Source organism: Kitasatospora aureofaciens (assembly GCF_019192735.1).
GTDB lineage: Bacteria > Actinomycetota > Actinomycetes > Streptomycetales > Streptomycetaceae > Kitasatospora > Kitasatospora aureofaciens_A.
This window is the reverse complement of sequence record NZ_JAHTKP010000026.1, coordinates 34566-55684: the sequence shown is the minus strand read 5'-3', so window position 1 is coordinate 55684 and position 21119 is coordinate 34566. Positions and strand designations below refer to the sequence as shown.

The 21119-nt window shown below is 77.1% G+C and carries 1 protein-coding gene (only partly in view); it reads left to right on the top strand.

Annotated features, from left to right (window positions below; translation table 11 throughout):
• Positions 1 to 21119, top strand: partial view of a type I polyketide synthase gene (locus tag KV557_RS23785; RefSeq protein ID WP_218203521.1) — the 3' portion only. It extends 7006 nt beyond the left edge of the window; 21119 of the gene's 28125 nt are visible here — the last part of the coding sequence; its start codon lies off the left edge, out of view; the stop codon is at positions 21117 to 21119.

Below are 21119 nucleotides of genomic sequence, written 5' to 3'. Positions count from 1 at the left end.
TCTTCGCGGTCGAGGTCGCGCTGTTCCGGCTGGTCACCTCGCTCGGGGTGCGCGCCGAGCTGCTGCTCGGCCACTCGGTCGGCGAGATCGCCGCCGCGCACTGCGCCGGGGTGCTCTCGCTCGCGGACGCGTGCACGCTGGTCGCCGCGAGGGCCCGGCTGATGGAGGCCCTGCCGGCCGGCGGCGCCATGGTGTCCGTCCAGGCCGCCGAGGAGGAGGTGCTGCCCCGCCTGGTGCCCGGCGTCTCCGTCGCGGCCGTCAACGGCCCCCGGGCCGTGGTGATCTCCGGCCTGGAGGACGAAGTCCTGCGGATCGCCGGGGAGTTCGCGGCCGAGGGGCGCAAGACCCGGCGGCTGCGGGTGAGCCATGCCTTCCACTCGCCGCTGATGGACCCGATGCTGGACGAGTTCCGGCGGACCGTCGCCGGCCTGGAGTTCCGGGCCCCGGCCGTCCCGCTCGTCTCCGACACCACCGGTGAGCTCGCCACCGAGGCCGAGCTGTGCTCCCCGGAGTACTGGGTCGAGCACGTCCGCCGCGCCGTCCGCTTCGCCGACGGCGTCCGCGCAGCCCGCGCCGCGGGCGCCGCCACCTTCCTCGAACTCGGCCCCGACGGCGTGCTGTCCGCGCTCACCGAGGACGTCCTCGCCGACGACACCGCCGTGCAGGTCGTCCCGCTGCTGCGCGCCGGACGGCCGGAGGAGCAGGCCGCCGCCGCGGCGCTCGCCGCGCTGCACGTGCGCGGCTTCGCCCTGGACTGGGCCGCGCTCCACGCCGGCACCGGCGCCCGCCGCACCGACCTGCCCACCTACGCCTTCCAGCACGAGCGGTACTGGCCCGTGGCCGAGACCGCCGCCGCCCCCGCCGCCGACCCGGCCGACGCCGCCCTGTGGGGCGCCGTCGAGCGCGGCAACGCGGCCGAACTCGCCGGGCTGCTCGGCCTGCGCGACGAACAGCACGCCGGCCTCTACGCCCTGCTGCCCGCCCTCGCCGACTGGCGCCGCACCCGGCACGAGAAGGCCCTCCTGGACGCGGCCCGCTACCGCGTCCAGTGGCGGCCCGTCCGTCCCGGCGCCGCACCCGTGCTCGACGGCACCTGGCTGGTCGCCACCACGGAAGGCGTCGACGACGCCGACCTCCTCGCCGCCCTGCGCGGCCACGGCGCCCGCTTCGAACGGCTGGTGCTCGACGAGGCCTGCCGGGACCGCGCCGAACTCGCCCGCAGGATCACCGAGTCCGGCGAACCGGCCGGCATTCTGTCGCTGCTCCCGCTGGGCGACCGGCCCACCCCCGGGCCCGGGCTGCCGGCCGGGCTCGCGCTGGGCGTCGCGCTCGCCCAGGCCCTGACCGATCTCGAACTGCCCGTCCCGCTCTGGACGGTGACCCGGGGCGCGGTCTCCACCGGTCCTGCCGACCCGCTCACCAACCCCGTCCAGGCCGCCGCCTGGGGCCTCGGCCGGGTGGCCGCACTGGAACGCCCGCAGGCCCGGGGCGGGCTGGTCGACCTGCCGTCGGTGCTGGACGCGCCGACCGTGCAGGGCCTGGTCGGCGCCCTCGCGGGCGGCGGCCGGGGCAGCGAGGACCAGATCGCGCTGCGCGGCACCACCGCCCTCGGCCGCCGCCTGGTCCGGTACGCCGTCGACGAGCTGCCCGGGGCCGAGGAGTTCACCCCCGCCGGCACCGTGCTGGTCACCGGCGGCACCGGCGCGCTCGGCGCCGAGGTGGCCCGCTGGCTGGCCCGCAGCGGCGCTCGGCACCTGGTGCTCACCGGCCGGCGCGGCCCGGACGCGCCCGGCGCCGCCGAACTCGTCGCCGAGCTGGCCGAGTCCGGCGCCACCGCCACCGTCGTCGCCTGCGACGTCGCCGACCGCGACGCGCTCGCCGCGGTGCTCGCCGCCGTCCCGGCCGAGCACCCGCTGACCGGTGTGGTGCACGCCGCCGGGGTCGGCCAGGCCGCCCCGCTGGCCGGGACCTCGGTGGACGAGGTGGCCGCCCTGGCCGCCGCCAAGCTGCACGGGGCCGCCCACCTGGACGCCCTGCTCGCCGACCGCGACCTGGACTTCTTCGTCCTGTTCTCCTCGGTCGCCGGGGTCTGGGGCAGCGCGGGCCAGAGCGCCTACGGCGCCGCCAACGCCTACCTGGACGCCCTCGCCGAGAACCGCCGCGCCCGCGGCCTGACCGCCACCTCGATCGCCTGGGGCCCATGGGCCGGCGCCGGGATGGCCGCCCACGAGGCCGTCGCCGACGGCCTGCGCCGCCAGGGCCTGCGCTTCCTCGCCCCGGAGACCGCGCTCACCGAACTGCGCCGCGCGATCGTCCACGAGGACGTCACCGTTACCGTCGCGGACGTCGACTGGGCGCAGTACGCCCCCGTCTTCACCGCCGCCCGGCCCAGCGTGCTCTTCGACGAGCTGCCCGAGGTCCGCGCCCTCGCCCGGACCGCCGCGGCCGACGCCGGCGCCGCCTCCGGCCTCGTCCGCCGGCTGCGCGGACTCGCCGAGGCCGAGCAGGACCGGCTGCTGGTCGACCTGGTGCGCCGCGAGGCCGCCGTCGTCCTCGGCCACGGCTCCGCCGACGGCGTGCCCGAGAAGCGCGCCTTCCGCGACGCCGGCTTCGACTCGCTCACCGCCGTCGAACTGCGAAAGCGGCTGGCCGCCCTGACCGGCCTGCCGCTGCCCAGCACCATGGCCTTCGACTACCCGACGCCGCTGGCCCTGGCCGCCTTCCTGCGTGGTGAACTCCTTGGTGGCGCTGACGAAGTGACGATCCAGCATGTAGCGGTCGACCAGGACGAGCCGATCGCGATCGTCGGCATGGGCTGCCGCTTCCCCGGCGGCGCGGCCACGCCCGAGCAGCTCTGGCAGCTGGTCGCGCAGGGCGCCGACGCCGTCTCCGACTTCCCGGACAACCGCGGCTGGGACACCGGCCTCTACGACCCGGACCCCGACACGCCCGGCCGCACCTACTCCACCCAGGGCGGCTTCCTGCACGAGGCCGGCGAGTTCGACGCCGCGTTCTTCGGCATCTCCCCGCGCGAGGCCCTGGCCATGGACCCGCAGCAGCGGCTGCTGCTGGAGACCACCTGGGAGGCCTTCGAGAACGCGGGCATCGACCCGGCCTCCGTGCACGGCAGCGCCACCGGCACCTTCATCGGGTCCACCTACCAGGAGTACGGGCTCGGCATGGACGACGGCTCGGCCGGACACGCCGTCACCGGCACCAGCCCGAGCGTGCTCTCCGGTCGCCTCGCCTACCTACTCGGCCTGGAGGGCCCGGCCGTCACCGTCGACACCGCCTGCTCCTCCTCGCTGGTCGCCCTGCACCTGGCCTGCCAGTCGCTGCGCGGCGGCGAGAGCACCCTCGCGCTGGCCGGCGGCGCCACCGTGATGACCAACCCGAACGCCTTCATCGCCTTCAGCCGCCAGCGCGCCCTGGCCGCCGACGGCCGCTGCAAGGCCTTCTCCGAGGCCGCCGACGGCATGACCCTCGCCGAGGGCGTCGGCGTCCTGGTGCTGGAGCGGCTCTCCGACGCCGAGCGCCACGGCCACCCGGTGCTCGCCGTGATCCGCGGCTCCGCGATCAACCAGGACGGCGCCTCCAACGGCCTCACCGCGCCCAACGGCCCCTCCCAGCAGCGGGTCATCCGCCAGGCCCTCGGCAACGCCGGCCTCGCCGCCGACGACGTCGACGCGGTCGAGGCCCACGGCACCGGCACCGCCCTCGGCGACCCGATCGAGGCCCAGGCCCTCCAGGCCGCCTACGGCCGCGGCCGCGACCCGCAGCGCCCGCTGCTGCTCGGCTCGGTCAAGTCCAACATCGGCCACACCCAGTCGGCGGCCGGCGTCGCCGGGGTGATCAAGATGGTCCAGGCGCTGCGCCACGGCATGCTGCCGCGCACCCTGTACGCCGACCTGCCGTCCTCGCACATCGACTGGACCCCGGGCACCGTCACGCTGCTCCAGGAACCCGTCCCGTGGCCGGCCGGCGAGCGGACCCGCCGCTGCGCGGTGTCCTCGTTCGGCATCAGCGGCACCAACGCCCACGTCGTCCTGGAGGAGGCGCCCGCTTTGGCGAGCACCCCGGCCGCGGACGAGCCGGACGGCGCCGTCCCCTGGGTGCTGTCCGCCCGCACCCCCGCGGCCCTGCAGGCCCAGGCCGCCCGACTCGCCGACCATCTGGACGCCGACCCGGACCTGCGCCCGCGCGACGTCGGGCACGCGCTCGTGACCAGCCGCACCCTGTTCGAGCACCGCGCCGTCGTACTCGGCGCCGACCCCGCCGAACTGCGCGAGGGGCTGGCGGCGCTCGCGGTCGGCACCTCCGCGCCGAACGCCGTGCACGGCCTCGCCGAGAGCGGCGGCCGGACGGTCTTCGTGTTCCCCGGCCAGGGCTCGCAGTGGGCCGGCATGGGCGCCCGCCTGCTCGACGAGTCACCGGTGTTCGCCGAGCGGCTGGCCGAGTGCGCGGCCGCGCTGTCGGCGCACGTCGACTGGTCGCTGCTCGACGTGCTGCGGCAGGCCGACGGCGCGCCCCCGCTGGAACGCGTCGACGTCGTACAGCCCGCCACCTTCGCCGTGATGGTGGCCCTGGCCGAGCTGTGGCGCGCCCACGGGGTCCGTCCGGACGCCGTGGTGGGCCACTCCCAGGGCGAGATCGCCGCGGCCGTGGTCGCCGGCGCGCTCTCCCTGGAGGACGGCGCCCGCGTGGTCGCGCTGCGCAGCCGGCTGATCGGCCGGGTCCTGGCCGGCTCCGGCGGGATGCTCTCCGTGCCGCTGCCGGCCGCCGAGGCCGAGGAACGGCTGCGGGCGCGCGGCGGGGACCTGGGCATCGCCGCCGTGAACGGGCCGCGGACCGTCGTGGTCGCCGGACCGGCCTCGCAACTCGACTCCCTGATGGCCGAGTTCGAGGCCGATGACCTGCGCGCCCGGCGGATCAGCGTCGACTACGCCTCGCACTCGGCCCAGGTCGAGCTGCTGAAGGACGACCTGCTGACGGCCCTCGCCCCCATCCGCCCGCGCGCCGCCGACGTGCCGTTCTTCTCCACCGTCACCGGCGACTGGCTGGACACCACCGCCATGGACGCCGGCTACTGGTACCGCAACCTGCGGCAGCCGGTGCGCTTCGACCCGGCGGTCCGGGAGCTGATCGCCCAGGGCCACGGCCTGTTCGTCGAGGTCAGCCCGCACACCGTGCTGACCATGGCGATCGAGGCCACCGCCGAGGACTGCGGCGGCCCGGCCGGTGCCGTCGGCACGCTGCGCCGCGACAAGGGCGGCACCGACCGCTTCCTCACGTCGCTCGCCGAGGCCTTCGTCCGGGGCGGGCAGGCCGACTGGTCCGCCCTGGTGGCCGGCGCCCGCCGGGTCCCGCTGCCCACCTACGCCTTCCAGCACGAACACCTGTGGGCCGTCGCGCCGCGCCCCGGCGGAGAGCCGGAGGACGGCGAGTTCTGGAGCGCCGTCGAGGAGGCCGACGTCGACGCGCTGGCCGCCCGGCTGCGCATCGACAGCGGCACGCTCGCCCCGGTGCTGCCCGCCCTGTCCGACTGGCACCGCCGCCGCCGGGACCGCTCCACCGTCGACTCCTGGCGCTACCGGGCGACCTGGAAGCCGCTCGGCGCCCTGGCCGCCGCCCGGCTGGACGGCACCTGGCTGCTCGTCACCGCCGAAGCGGCTGAGGGCGAGGACGTCGCCGAGGCGCTGGCCGCCCACGGTGCCCGGGTCGAGCGCCTCGTCCTGGACGACACCTGCGCCGACCGGCAGCGGCTCGCCGACCGGCTCACCGCTCTCGACGGTGTCGAGCTCGCCGGGATCGTCTCCCTGCTGGCCACCGCCGAGCAGCCCGGCGAGCGCCACCCGGCGCTGCCCGTGGGCCTCGCCCTCACTCTCGCGCTGATCCAGGCCCTCGGCGACACCGGGACCGACGCCCCGCTGTGGTGCCTCACCCGCGGCGCGGTGGCCGCCGGGCGCAGCGACCGCCTGGCCAACCCGGTGCAGGCGCAGGTCCACGGCCTCGGCTGGACCGCCGCCCTGGAGCACCCGCAGCGCTGGGGCGGTGTGGTCGACCTGCCCGAACGGCTCGACCGGCGCGGCGGCGAGCGGCTGGCCGCCGTCCTGGCCGGCTGCGGCGAGGACCAGGTGGCGATCCGCCCCTCCGGCGGGTACGCCCGGCGCATCGTCCGCGCCGAGGCCGCCACCGCCCGCTCCGGCGGCCGCCGGCCTCTGCGCGGCACCGTCCTGATCACCGGCGGCACCGGCACCCTGGCCCCGCACCTGGCCCGCCGGCTCGCCGCCGAGGGCGCCGAGCGGATCGTGCTCACCAGCCGCCGCGGCCCGGTCGCCCCGGGCGCCGACGGGCTGCTCGCCGAGCTCGCCGGACTCGGCTGCGAGGCCGCCATGGTGGCCTGCGACCTCACCGACCGGGAAGCCGTCGCCCGGATGCTCGACGGGCTGGCCGCCGACGGCCACACCGTGCGCACCGTGGTGCACACCGCCGCCGTCATCGAGCTGCTGTCCATCGAGGAGACCACCCCCGAGGCCTTCGCCAAGGTCGTGCACGCCAAGGCCGCCGGCGCCCGGCACCTCGACGAACTCCTCCCCGACGACCAGCTCGACGCCTTCGTGCTCTACTCCTCCACGGCCGGTATGTGGGGCAGCGGCCGCCACGCCGCGTACGTCGCCGCCAACGCCTACCTCAACGCGCTCGCCGAGCACCGCCGCGCCCGCGGCGGCCGGGCGACCGCGATCTCCTGGGGCATCTGGGCCGACGACCTGAAGCTCGGCCGGGTCGACCCCGGCCAGATCCGCCGCAGCGGCCTGGTGTTCATGGACCCGGCGCTCGCCCTGGACGGGCTGCGCCAGGCCCTCGACGCCGACGAGCAGGTGCTCTCGATCGCCGACGTCGACTGGGAGCGCTACCACCCGGTCTTCACCTCCGGCCGCCCCACCGCGCTGTTCGAGGACGTCCCGGAGGTGCGACGGCTCGCCGAGGCTGCCGAACGCCCCTCGGGCGACGGCGAGTTCGCCGCCCGGCTGCGCGCCCTGCCGGCCGCCGAGCAGGAGCGCCGGCTGCTGGACCTGGTCCGCGGCGAGGCGGCCACCACGCTCGGCCACGCCTCGCCCGAGGTGCTGTCCGAGCAGCGGGCGTTCCGCGACGTCGGCTTCGACTCGCTGACCGCCGTCGACCTGCGCAACCGGCTGGCCGCCGCCACCGGGCTGACCCTGCCCAGCACCCTCGTCTTCGACCACCCCAACCCGCGGGCCCTGGTCCGCTTCCTGCGCGAGCGGATCGCCGGCGCGGGCGCCGACGCGTCCGTGGCCGAGGCCGCGCCCGTGGCGCTCGACGAGCCGATCGCGATCATCGCCATGAGCTGCCGCTACCCCGGCGGGATCGCCTCGCCCGAGGACCTGTGGCGGCTGGTCACCGGCGGCGGCGACGCCATCACCGAGTTCCCGCCGGACCGCGGCTGGGACACCGAGGGCCTGTACGACCCGGACCCGGACGCGCCCGGCCGCACCTACTCGGTGCGCGGCGGATTCCTGCGGGACGTCGCCGACTTCGACGCGGCCTTCTTCGGCATCTCCCCGCGTGAGGCCCTCGCGATGGACCCGCAGCAGCGCTTGCTGCTGGAGACCGCCTGGGAGGCCATGGAGCGGGCCGGCCTCGACCCGGCCGTGCTGCGGGGCAGCCGGACCGGCACCTTCATCGGCGCCAGCTACCAGGACTACACCCCCGGCTCGTCCGCCCAGGACGGTGCCGAGGGGCACCTGGTCACCGGCACCATCCCCAGCGTGCTGTCCGGACGCCTCTCCTACACCTTCGGCTTCGAGGGCCCGGCCGTCACCCTGGACACCGCCTGCTCCTCCTCGCTGGTCGCCCTGCACCTGGCCTGCCAGTCGCTGCGCAACGGGGAGAGCACCCTCGCCCTGGCCGGCGGCGTCAGCGTGATGGCCACCCCCAACGCCTTCGTCGGCTTCAGCCGCCAGCGCGCCATGGCCGCCGACGGCCGCTGCAAGGCCTACGCCGAGGCCGCCGACGGCATGAGCCTCGCCGAGGGCGTCGGCCTCGTCCTGGTCGAGCGGCTCTCCGACGCCGAGCGCCTCGGCCACCCGGTGCTCGCCGTGCTGCGCGGCTCCGCCGTCAACCAGGACGGCGCCTCCAACGGCCTGACCGCCCCCAACGGACCCGCCCAGCAGCGCGTCATCCGCGCCGCGCTCGCCACCGCGCGGCTGACCCCGGCCGAGGTCGACGCCGTGGAGGGCCACGGCACCGGCACCGCCCTCGGCGACCCGATCGAGGCCCAGGCCCTGCTCGCCACCTACGGGCAGGAGCGCGAACTCCCGCTGCTGCTCGGCTCGGTGAAGTCCAACCTCGGCCACACCCAGATGGCCTCCGGCGTCGCCGGGGTGATCAAGACGGTGCTCGCGCTGCGGCACGGCGTGCTGCCGGCCAGCCTGCACATCGACCGGCCGTCCAGCCACGTCGACTGGACCGAGGGCGCCATCGAGCTGCTCACCGAGGCCCGCGACTGGCCCGCGACCGGACGGCCCCGCCGGGCCGGCGTGTCCTCGTTCGGGCTCAGCGGCACCAATGCCCACGTGATCCTCGAACAGGCCCCGGACGTGGTGGCGGCCCCCGTGCCGCAGGACGAGCCGTCGGTCGTGCCCGTCGTGCCCGTCGTGCCCGTCGTCCTGTCGGCCCGGACCGAGGACGCGCTGCGCGCCCAGGCCGGCCGGCTGCTCACCGCCCTCGACGAGCACCCCGAACTGCCGCTCACCGACCTGGCGTTCTCCCTCGCCACCACCCGCGCCGCGCTCGACCGTCGCGCCGCCGTGACCACCGGCGACCGCGACGGGCTGCGCCGCGCCCTCACCGCCCTGCGCGATGGGCTGCCCGACGCCGCCCTGGTCACCGGCCGCCCCGCCCGCGGCGGCCTGGCCTTCCTGTTCACCGGCCAGGGCAGCCAGCATCCGGCGATGGGCCGCGAGCTGTACGACCGGTACCCGGTCTACGCCGAGGCGCTGGACGCGGTGCTCGCCCGCTTCGACCTCGGCTACGAACGCCCCGTCCGGGACGTGCTGTTCGCGGAGGCGGGTTCGGCGGAGGCCGAGCTGCTGGACGACACGGGGTACGCGCAGCCGGCGTTGTTCGCGTTGGAGGTGGCGCTGTTCCGGCTGGTGGAGTCGTGGGGTCTGCGGCCGGACTACGTGGTGGGGCATTCGATCGGGGAGATCGCCGCCGCGCACGTGGCCGGGGTGTTCTCACTGGAGGACGCCTGCACGCTGGTGGCGGCGCGGGCCCGGCTGATGGCCGAGCTGCCGGGCGGGGGAGCGATGATCTCCGTCCAGGCCGCCGAGGACGAGGTGCTGCCGCTGCTGACGTCCGGCGTGTCGATCGCCGCCGTCAACGGGCCCGCCGCGCTGGTCCTCGCGGGCGACGAGGACGCCGTCCTCGAACTCGCCGCCCGCTTCGAGGCCGAGGGGCGGCGAGCCAAGCTGCTGCGCGTCTCGCACGCCTTCCACTCGCCGCTCATGGAGCCGATGCTCGACGCCTATGCCCGGGTCGCGGCCACGCTCACCTACGACGCCCCGCAGGTTCCGCTGATCTCGACCGTGACCGGCGAGTCCGCCGGCGCCGAGGAACTCGGCACGCCCGAGTACTGGGTCCGGCAGGTGCGCGGCACCGTCCGGTTCGCCGACGCCGTCCGCGCCCTCGCCGGCCACGGCGCCGCCGCCTTCCTCGAACTCGGACCGGACGGCGTCCTGACCGCCGCCGCCCGCGAGACCCTCGGGGACGACACCGGCCTCACCGGCGTCCCCGCGCTGCGCCGCGGCCGGGCGGACGTCCCGGCGCTCACCGCTGCGCTCGCCGGGCTGTTCGTCCACGGCGCGCGCCCGGACTGGGCGGCGGTGTTCGCCGGCACCGGCGCCCGCCGCACCGACCTGCCCACCTACCCGTTCCAACGGCAGCGCTACTGGCCGCAGGCCGGGCCCGCCGCGCTGTCCGGCACCGACCCGGTGGACGCCGAGTTCTGGGCGGCCGTCGACCGCGGTGACCTCACCGCGCTCGGCACCGGCCTGGATCTCGACCGGGACACCGTGGCCGCGCTGTCCACCTGGCGCCGCGGCCGTCGCGAGCGCTCCACCGTCGACGCCTGGCGCTACCGGGCCGCCTGGACCCCGCTCGACGGGACCGCCGCCGCCCGGCCGTCCGGTACCTGGCTGCTGCTCGCGCCGGACGGCACGGCGTGGGCCGACGGGCTGGTCGACGGGCTGGTCGACGGACTCGTCGACGGCGAGACCGTCCGGATCGCGCCCGACGGCGCCGAGCGGGCCGCACTCGCCGCAACGCTGCGTGAACTCGCGACGGAGGGCAAGGAGTTCACCGGCGTCCTGTCCCTGCTCGCCCTCGGCCCGGACCCGCTCGCGGCCACCGCCGCCGCCGTCCAGGCCCTCGGCGACGCGGGCATCGCGGCACCGCTGTGGTGCCTCACCCGCGGCGCCGTCTCCACCGGCCGCTCGGACCGGCTCGCCGACCCGTGGCAGGCCGCCGTCTGGGGCCTCGGCCGCTCCGCCGCCCTCGAACAGCCCACCCGCTGGGGCGGGTTGATCGACCTGCCCGCGAACCTGGACGACCCGGCGCACCTGGCCGGCCCGGAGCGCCTGGACGACACCACGCTGCGCCGCCTGGCCGCCGCGCTCGCCCGCACCGACGGCGAGGACCAGCTCGCCGTCCGCGCCACCGGCACGTTCGCCCGCCGCCTGGTCCACCATCCGCTCGGCGACCGCCCGGCCGCGCGGCCGTACACGCCCACCGGCACCGTCCTGGTCACCGGCGGCACCGGCGGCCTCGGCGGTCAGCTCGCCCGCCGCCTCGCCGAACAGGGCGCCGACCACCTGCTGCTGCTGAGCCGGCGCGGCGCCGACGCTCCCGGCGCCGAGCAGCTGCGCGCGGACCTCGCCGCCCTCGGGGCCGATGTCACGCTGGCCGCCTGCGACGCCGCCGACCGGGACGCCCTCGCCGCCGTCCTCGCCGCGATACCGGCCGACCGGCCGCTGACCGCCGTGTTCCACACCGCCGGCGTGGTCGCCGACGGCACCCTCGACACCCTGACCGCCGACCGGTTCACCGAGGTGATCCGCCCGAAGATCGACGCCACGCTCCACCTCGACGAGCTCACCCGCGACGCCGACCTCGCCGCCTTCGTCCTCTTCACCTCCACCGCCGGCACCATCGGCGCCGCCGGACAGGCCAACTACGCCGCCGCCAACGCCTTCCTCGACGCCCTCGCCGAGCACCGGCGCACCGAGGGCCGCCCGGCCACCGCGATCGCCTGGGGCCCCTGGGCGGGCAGCGGCATGGCCGGTGACGGCACGGGCGTGGAACAGCGGGTCCGCCGTGGCGGCTACACGCCGATGGCGCCGCAGCGCGCCCTGGCCGCCCTCGGGCACGCCCTCGACCACGACGACACCGCGCTCACCGTCGCGGACGTGGACTGGGCACGGTTCGCCGCAGTGTTCACCGCGCTGCGCCCGACCCCGCTGATCGCGGGTCTGGCCGGACCGGCCGGCCGCCGCACCGCCCCCGCCCCGGAATCCGGCCTGCGGCAGCGCCTCGCCGAACTGTCCGAGCAGGCCCGGGCACGGTTCCTGCTCGACTTCGTGCGCACCCGCGTCGCGGCCGTCCTCGGCCACGCCGGCAGCGACGGCATCGGCGCCGACCAGGCCTTCACCGACCTCGGCCTGGACTCCCTCACCACCGTCGAACTGCGCAACACCCTCACCGCCGCCACCGGCCTCACCCTGCCTGCCACCCTGGTCTACGACCACCCGACCCCCGCCGACCTCGCCGGCCACCTGCTCGCCGAACTGCTCGGCACCCTGCCCGAGCCCGGCCGGCCGGCCCCGGCCGGCCGCGCCTCGGACACCGGGGACGACCCGGTCGTGATCGTCGGCATGGCCTGCCGCTTCCCGGGCGGCGTCGAGACCCCCGAGGACCTGTGGCGGCTGCTGAGCGACGGCGAGGACGCCGTCCGCCCGTTCCCCACCGACCGCGGCTGGGACCTCGACGCCCTCGGGCAGGGCGGCTCCGCCACCCTGCACGGCGGCTTCCTCGACGACGTCGGCCGCTTCGATGCCCGCTTCTTCGGCATCTCGCCGCGCGAGGCCCTCGCCATGGACCCGCAGCAGCGCCTGCTGCTGGAGACCTCCTGGGAGGCCCTGGAGCGGTCCGGCATCGCGCCCGACCGGCTGCGCGGCAGCGACACCGGCGTCTTCGTCGGCACCAACGGCCAGGACTACCTGACCGTCCTGCGCCGCGGGACCGCCGACGTGCGGGGCCACGCCGCCACCGGCAACACCGCGAGCGTGCTGTCCGGCCGCCTCTCCTACACCCTCGGGCTGGAGGGGCCCGCCGTCACCGTCGACACCGCCTGCTCCTCCGCGCTGGTGGCGCTCCACCTGGCCGCCCGTGCGCTGCGCGCCGGGGAGTGCACGCTGGCCCTGGCCGGCGGCGCCTCGGTGATGTCGAGCCCGGACGCCTTCGTCGAGTTCACCGCCCAGGGCGGGCTGGCCGCCGACGGCCGGTGCAAGGCCTTCGCCGACGCCGCCGACGGCACCGCCTGGTCCGAGGGCGCCGGGGTCCTCGTCCTGGAGCGCCTGTCCGACGCCCGCCGCCACGGGCACCCGGTGCTGGCCGTGCTGCGCGGCAGCGCCGTCAACCAGGACGGCGCCAGCAACGGGCTCACCGCCCCAAACGGGCGCGCCCAGCAGCGGGTGATCCGTGCCGCCCTCGCCGACGCGGGCGTGACGGCAGGTGAGGTCGACGCCGTCGAGGCGCACGGCACCGGTACCGCGCTCGGCGACCCGATCGAGGCGCACGCCCTGATGGCCGCGTACGGGCAGGACCGGGAACTCCCACTGCTGCTCGGCTCGGTGAAGTCCAACCTCGGCCACACCCAGGCGGCCGCCGGCGCGGCCGGGGTGATCAAGACGGTGCTGGCGCTGCGGCACGGCACCCTGCCCAGGACCCTGCACGTGGACGCGCCCTCCGGGCACGTCGACTGGACGGCCGGCGCCGTCGAGCTGCTCACCGAGGCTCGGGACTGGCCCGCGACCGGCCGCCCCCGTCGGGCGGGCGTCTCCGCCTTCGGCGTCAGCGGCACCAACGCGCACATCCTGCTGGAGCAGGCCCCGGCCCCCGAACCGGCGGCCCGGCCCGAGCTGACCGCCGGTGCCACCCCGTGGGTGGTCTCCGCCAAGTCCGGGGCCGCGCTGGACGCCTCGCTCGCCCGCCTGGCCGCCCTCGACGGGCTGCCCGCGCTCGACGTCGCCCACTCGCTGGCCGCCGGGCGGGCCGGCCTCGCGCACCGGGCGGTGCTGCTGGCCGGCGCCGAGATCGCCCGGGGCGTCGCCGCCGAGCGCTCCACGGCCGTCCTGTTCTCCGGGCAGGGCTCGCAACGGCTCGGCATGGGACGGGAGTTGTACGACCGATTCCCGGTGTTCGCCGAGGCCTTCGACGCCGTCTGCGCCCGGCTGGACCAGCTGCTGGACCGGCCACTGCAGTCCGTGGTCTGGGGTGAGGACGAGGAGGCGCTGAACCGGACGGAGTACGCCCAGGCGGGCCTGTTCGCCGTCGAGGTCGCGCTGTTCCGCCTGGTCGAAGCGCTGGGCGTACGGCCGGAGTTCGTGGCCGGGCACTCGATAGGTGAGGTGGCCGCCGCGCACGTCGCGGGCGTGTTCTCGCTGGAGGACGCCTGCACGCTGGTCGCGGCTCGCGGGCGGCTCATGCAGGCCCTCCCGGCGGGCGGTGCGATGCTCGCCGTGCAGGCGACGGAGGACGAAGTCCGGCTGCTGCTGGGCGAGTTCGTCTCGATCGCGGCCGTGAACGGGCCCTCGTCCGTGGTCGTCTCAGGCACCGGGGAGGCCATCGCGGCGATCGAGGCCCGCTTCGCGGACCGGCGGACGACCCGGCTGCGCGTCTCGCACGCCTTCCACTCGCCGCTGATGGACCCGATGCTGGAGGAGTTCCGGGCCGTCCTCAACGGCCTGTCGTTCCAGGCGCCTTCGATTCCCCTGGTCTCCAATCTCACCGGCGGCCTCACCGGCGGCCTCGCGGACGCCGAGGCGCTGGGCACCCCCGACTACTGGGTGCGGCACGTGCGCGAGACCGTCCGCTTCGCCGACGGCGTGCGCACCCTGGCCGACGCGGGCGCCACCGCCTTCCTGGAACTGGGCCCGGACGGCGTGCTCGCCGCGCTCGCCCAGCAGTCCACCGGCGAGCGGGACTGCGTGAGCGAGCCCGCCTGCCGCCGCGACCGGCCGGAGGAGCAAACCCTGGTCACCGCCCTGGCCCGGCTGCACGTCGCGGGCGTGCCGGTCGACTGGACGGCGCTGTTCCACGGCACCGGCGCCACCCGGGTGGACCTGCCGACCTACCCGTTCCAGCGGGAGCTCTACTGGCCCGAGCGCGCGCCCGAGCCGGCCGCCGCCACCGACCCGGCGGATGCCGCGTTCTGGTCCGCCGTCGAGCGGGCCGACACCGCCGCGCTCGGCTCGGCGCTCGGTCTGGACGACGACACCTCGCTGTCCGCCCTGCTCCCGGCCCTGTCCGCCTGGCGCCGCCGGCAGACCGAGCGGACCGACGCCGACCGGCTGCGCTACCGGGCCGCCTGGAGGCCGTACCCCGTCACCGCCGGGCCGGACGCCCTGCCGGGCACCTGGCTGGCCGTCGTCCCGGCCGGCCGCGAGGGCGACGCGTGGACGGCCGCCGTGCTCGCCGCTCTCGGCATCGGCGCCCTCCGCGTCGAGGCCGGCCGGGACGGCCACGCGGAGCTGGTCGAGCGGCTCGCCCCGCTCGCCGGCACGGTCTCCGGCGTGCTGTCCCTGCTCGCGGCCGGCCCCGAGGGCGAGGACACGCTGCCGACCGGGCTCGCCCGGCCGGACTGCCTGATCGCTGCGCTCACCGAGGCCGGGGTCGAGGCGCCGCTGTGGTGCCTCACCCGCGGCGCGGTCGCCGTCGGCGACACCGAGGCCCCGCTCGACGCCGCGCAGGCGGCCGTCTGGGGCATCGGCCGGGTCGCCGCGCTGGAACACCCGGACCGCTGGGGCGGCCTGATCGACCTCCCCGAGACCCCGGACGAGCGCACCGCGGCCCGTCTGCGTGCCCTGCTGACGGGCCGCGACGGCGAGGACCAGATCGCCCTGCGGCCCACCGGAGCCCTCGTCCGCCGCCTCGTCCGCGCCACCGCGGACCCGGCGCAGGGCTGGACCCCGCGCGGCACGGTCCTGCTGGTCGGCGACCCGGCCGGCCACGCCGGGCCGACCGCCCGCTGGCTGGCGCGGGCAGGCGCCGACCACCTCGTCCTGCTCACCGCCACCGACCCGGAGCCCGCCACCGCCGACCGGCTGCGCGCCGAACTCGCCGAACACGGAACCGAGTTCACGGTCGTCGCCGCTACCCCGGCCGCCCTGGCCGCCGCCGTCGCGCACCCCGACCTCACCGCCGTCCTGTACACCGGACGCACCGGGGAACCCGGCGGCCCCGAGGAACACTTGGCCGGCCTGTACGCCGACCTCGCCGCCCTCGACACCGCGCTCGGCGACCGGCCGCTCGACGCCTACGTGCTGTTCGGCTCGATCAGCGGCACCTGGGGCGTCAAGGGCCGGGCCGCCGAGGCCGCGGCGAGCGCGTACCTCGACGCCGTCGCCCAACGCCGCCGCGCCGCAGGCCGCACCGCCCTCGCGGTCTCCTGGGGCGCCTGGACCGACACCACGCCCGACTCCCTGGCCGCCCACCTGCGTGCCAACGGCCTGCCCCCGACGGCCCCCGGCCGCGCCCTGGCCGCCCTGCGGTCCGCCGCCGACGGCCCGGCGGCCGTCACCGTCGCCGACGTGGCCTGGGAGCGCTTCGCCCCCGCCTTCGCCGCGACCCGGCCCACCCGGCTCTTCGCCGACCTGCCCGAGGCCCGCGCCGCCGCGGACCCGGACGCACCGGCCGGAGCCCCGGGCCGCCCGGGCCGCGCCGAGGAACTGCGCACCGACCTGCGCGCCCGCTCCGCGGCGGAGCGCACCGAGGCCCTGCTGGCGATCGTCCGGGCCGAGGCGGCGACCGTGCTCGGCCACGCCGACGCCGACGACGTCCCGTCCGGGCACCCGTTCAAGGACCTCGGCCTCGACTCGCTCACCGCCGTCGACCTGCGCAACCGGCTGGCCGCCGCCACCGGCCTGCGCCTGCCCGCCACGCTGGTCTTCGACTACCCGACCCCGGCGGCACTCGCCGCCCACCTGCGGGCCGAACTCCTCGACGAGCAGGGGGAGATCGCGCTCCCGGCGGCCGCCGCCGGCACCGACGACCCGATCGTGATCGTCGGCATGGGCTGCCGCTACCCCGGCGGCGTCCGCTCGCCCGAGGACCTCTGGCGGCTCCTGCGGGACGGCACCGACGCGATCGGCGCGTTCCCGACCGACCGCGGCTGGGACCTCGACCGGCTCGCCCGCGGCGACCGCGAGGGCCGCGGCCGCAGCGTCACCCAGCAGGGCGGATTCCTGTACGACGCCGCCGACTTCGACGCCGCCTTCTTCGGCGTCTCCCCGCGCGAGGCGATGGTCGTCGACCCGCAGCAGCGCCTCGTGCTGGAGACCGCCTGGGAGGCCCTGGAACGCGCCGGGATCGACCCGGCCGGCCTGCGCGGCGGCGACACCGGTGTCTTCGTCGGCGGCGGCAGCGGCGACTACCGGCCCGCCATCGGCCAGCTCGGCCACGTGGAGACCGCCCAGTCCGCGAGCCTGCTCTCCGGCCGCCTCTCCTACACCCTCGGGCTGGAAGGCCCCTCCGTCAGCGTGGACACCGCGTGCTCGTCCTCGCTGGTCGCCCTGCACCTGGCCGCCCAGGCGCTGCGCGCCGGCGAGTGCTCGCTCGCCCTGGCCGGCGGGGTCACCGTGATGTCCAGCCCGGTCGGATTCGTCGAGTTCGGCGAGATGGGCGCGCTGTCCCCGGACGGCCGCTGCCGCACCTTCTCCGACGACGCCGACGGCACCGCCTGGTCCGAGGGCGTCGGTGTCCTGGTGGTCGAACGGCTCTCCGACGCGGAGCGCCACGGCCACCCGGTGCTCGCCGTCCTGCGCGGCTCCGCGATCAACCAGGACGGCGCGTCCAACGGCATCACCGCACCCAACGGCCCGTCGCAGCAGCGCGTCATCCGGCGCGCCCTGGCCAACGCCGGCCTGACGGCCGGTGAGGTCGACGCCGTCGAGGCGCACGGCACCGGCACCCGGCTCGGCGACCCGATCGAGGCCCAGGCCCTGCTCGCCACCTACGGCCAGGACCGCGAACGCCCGCTGCTGCTCGGCGCCCTCAAGTCCAACCTCGGCCACACCCAGGCCGCCTCCGGCGTGGCCGGCGTCATCAAGATGATCCTGGCCCTGCGCCACGGCCTGCTGCCGCGCACCCTCCACCTCGACACGCCGTCCACGCACGTCGACTGGACCGCCGGCGCCGTCGAACTCCTCACCGAGGAGACCGGCTGGCCGCAGACCGGCCGCCCCCGCCGGGCGGGAGTCTCGGCCTTCGGTGCCAGCGGCACCAACGCGCACGTGATCGTCGAACAGTCGCCCGCGGCCGACCCCGCCGACGGGCGGCCGGACGACCGCCCGCTGCCCGTCCCGGTCTCCGCCGCCACCCCGGACGCCCTGCGCGACCAGGCGGCCCGCCTGCTCGGCCACCTCGCCGAGCACCCCGGCCTGACGGTCCGCGACCTCGGCCACTCGCTGGCCACCACCCGCACGGTCCTCGACCACCGGGCCACCGTGCTCGCCGCCGACCACGCGGAGCTGGTGCAGGGCCTGCGCGCCCTCGCCGACGGGCACGCCGCGCCCAACCTCGTCCAGGGGACGGCCCGCGGCGGGAAGACCGCCTTCCTGTTCCCCGGCCAGGGCTCGCAGCGCCCCGGCGCGGGCCGGGAGCTGTACGCCGCCCACCCGGTGTTCGCCGACGCGCTCGACGCCGTCCTGGCCGGGTTCGAGGGACGGCTGGTGGGCCCGCTGCGCCCCGTGCTGTTCGCGGAGGCGGGTTCGGCGGAGGCCGGTCTGCTGGACGACACGGGGTATGCGCAGCCGGCGTTGTTCGCGTTGGAGGTGGCGCTGTTCCGGCTGGTGGAGTCGTGGGGTCTGCGGCCGGACTACGTGGTGGGGCATTCGATCGGTGAGATCGCCGCCGCGCATGTGGCCGGGGTGTTCTCGTTGGAGGACGCCTGCGCGCTGGTCGCGGCGCGGGCCCGGCTGATGGCCGAGCTGCCGGCGGGGGGAGCGATGGTCTCCGTCCAGGCCGGCGAGGACGAGGTGCTGCCGCTGCTGACGTCCGGCGTGTCGATCGCCGCCGTCAACGGCCCGCGCGCCGTCGTGCTCTCCGGAGACGCGGACGCTGTCCTCGAACTCGCCGCCCGCTTCGCCGCCCAGGGACGAAGGACTAGGCGTTTGCGGGTGAGCCATGCGTTTCACTCCGTGCACATGGACGCCATGCTCGACGACTTCGAGCGGACCGCCCGGGGCATCGGCTACACCGCCCCGCGCATCCCGCTCGTCTCCAACCTGACCGGCGACCTGGCGGACGCCGAGTCGGTCTGCACTCCCACGTACTGGGTGCGGCACGTCCGCGGGACCGTCCGGTTCGCCGACGGCCTCGCCGCCCTCGCCGCCCGCGGTGTCCGCCGCCACCTCGAACTCGGGCCGGACGGCGTGCTCTCCGCACTCGTCCAGGACAACCTCGGCGAGCAGCCCGACCCCGCCCGGCCGGTGGTCACCGCCACCGCGCTGCGCCACGGCCGCGACGAGCGGACGGCCCTGCTGACCGCCCTGGCCCGGCTGCACACCGACGGGCTCGCCCCGCGTTGGCCCGCCGTGTTCGAGGGCACCGGCGCCCGCCGGGTCGACCTGCCCACCTACCCGTTCCAGCGGCAGCGCTACTGGCCGGAGCAGTCGGCCGCCGCCCCGGCCCCGGCCGCGGACGGCGAGTTCTGGACGGCGCTGCGCACCGAGTCGTTCGACGCGCTCGCCGGCACCCTCGACGTCGACACCGACGCCCTCGCCCAGGTCCTCCCGGCGCTGCGCGACTGGCACGACCGGCGCGAGGAGCAGGCGACCGTGGACAGCCGCCGCCGGCGGATCGTCTGGAAGCCGCTCGACTGGAAGCCGCTCGACCATGCGCGGTCCGGCGCCCCGACCGGCACCTGGCTCGCCGTCGTGCCGTCCGGCCAGGGCGACCAGGACTGGACGGAGGCCGTCCTCGCCCCGCTCGGCCCCGACGCCGTCCGGCTCACGCTCGACGCCGACACCGACCGCGCCGGACTCGCCAAGCAGCTGTCCGGACTCCCGTGCGACGCCGAGCAGATCACCGGGGTGGTGTCCCTCCTCGCCCTCGACGAGACGACGGACGGCAGCGCCCCCGCCGGACTCCACCGCACCGCCACCCTGCTGCAGGCCCTCGGCGACGCCCGGATCGGCGCACCCCTGTGGTGCCTGACCCGCGACGCCGTCGCGGCCGCCCCCGGCGACCGCGTCACCGGGCTGCCGCAGGCGGCCGTCTGGGGCCTCGGCCGGGTCGCCGCGCTCGAACACCCGCAGCGCTGGGGCGGCCTGATCGACCTGCCCGGGACCGTCGACGCCCGCACCGGCAGCCTGCTGGCGGCCGTCCTCGCCGACCCGGACGGGGAGGACCAGCTCGCCGTCCGGCCCACCGGGGTCCTCGGCCGCCGCCTGGCCGCCACCTCGGGCGGCGACGCGGCCTCCGGGGACTCGGCCGGCTGGGAACCGACCGGCACCGTGCTGATCACCGGCGGCACCGGCGCACTCGGCGCCGAGGTCGCGCGAGGCCTCGCCGCCGCCGGAGCCCGGCACCTCGTCCTGCTCAGCCGCCGCGGCCCCGACGCCCCCGGCGCGACCGAACTCCGCGAGGAGCTCGCCCGCACCGGCACGACCGTCACCGTCACCGCCGGCGACGCCGCCGACCGCGACACCCTCGCCGCCGTCCTGGCCGCCGTGCCCGCCGACGCGCCGCTCACCGCCGTCGTCCACGCGGCCGGCGTGCTCGACGACGGCGTCATCGACGGCCTCGCCCCCGAGCGCTACGAGGCGGTGTACCGCGCCAAGGCCGCCTCGGCGCTGCTGCTCGACGAACTGACCAGGGACCAGAACCTCGCCGTCTTCGCCCTGTTCTCGTCCGCCTCGGCGGCCGTCGGCAACCCCGGCCAGGGCAACTACGCGGCGGCCAACGCCGTCCTGGACGCCCTCGCCGAGCGCCGCCGCGCCGCCGGCCTCGCCGCGACCTCGATCTCCTGGGGCGCCTGGGGCGGCGCGGGCATGGCCGCCGACGCCCGGGCCGGCGAGGCCGCCCGGCGCACCGGCATCCGGCCGCTGGACCCGGCCCTCGCGGTCGCGGCCCTGCGCCGGACCGTCCTGGACACCGCCCCGACCACCCTCGTCGCCGACGTCGAACCGGAGCGGTTCGTCCGCGCCTTCACGGCCGTCCGGCCCAGCCGGCTGCTCGCCGAACTCCCCGGCTACGCCGACCCGCAGGGCCCCGGCGGTGACAGCGCCAACGGCCGCGAGCTGCGCGCCGAACTGGCCGGGCTCGCCCCGGCGCGCCGGTCCGCAGCCGTCCTCGGACTCGTCCGCAGCCGGGCGGCCGAGGTGCTCGGGCACCCCGGCATCGAATCGGTGGGCCCGGACAAGGCCTTCCGCGACCTCGGGTTCGACTCGCTCGGCGCGGTCGAGCTGCGCAACCGGATCGGCGCCGCCACCGGCCTCGACCTGTCCCCGACCCTGGTCTTCGACCACCCGAGCCCGCGCGAGCTAGCCGAGCACCTCCTCGGCCTGCTCCTCCCGTCCGACGGTCTGGCCGCAGGGGCGGGGGAGGAGCCCGAGCGGGCCCGCCTCCGGGCGCTCCTGGAGTCCGTCCCGCTCGACCGGCTGCGGCGGATCGGGGTGCTGGAGCCCCTCCTGCGGCTCGCCGACGGCACCGAGGACGGGCGGGCAGCGACCGCGGACACCGCCGACGCCATCGACGCGATGGACCTGGACGACCTGGTGCAGGCCGCCCTGCAGAACGACCCCGACCACGCCCAGGACTGA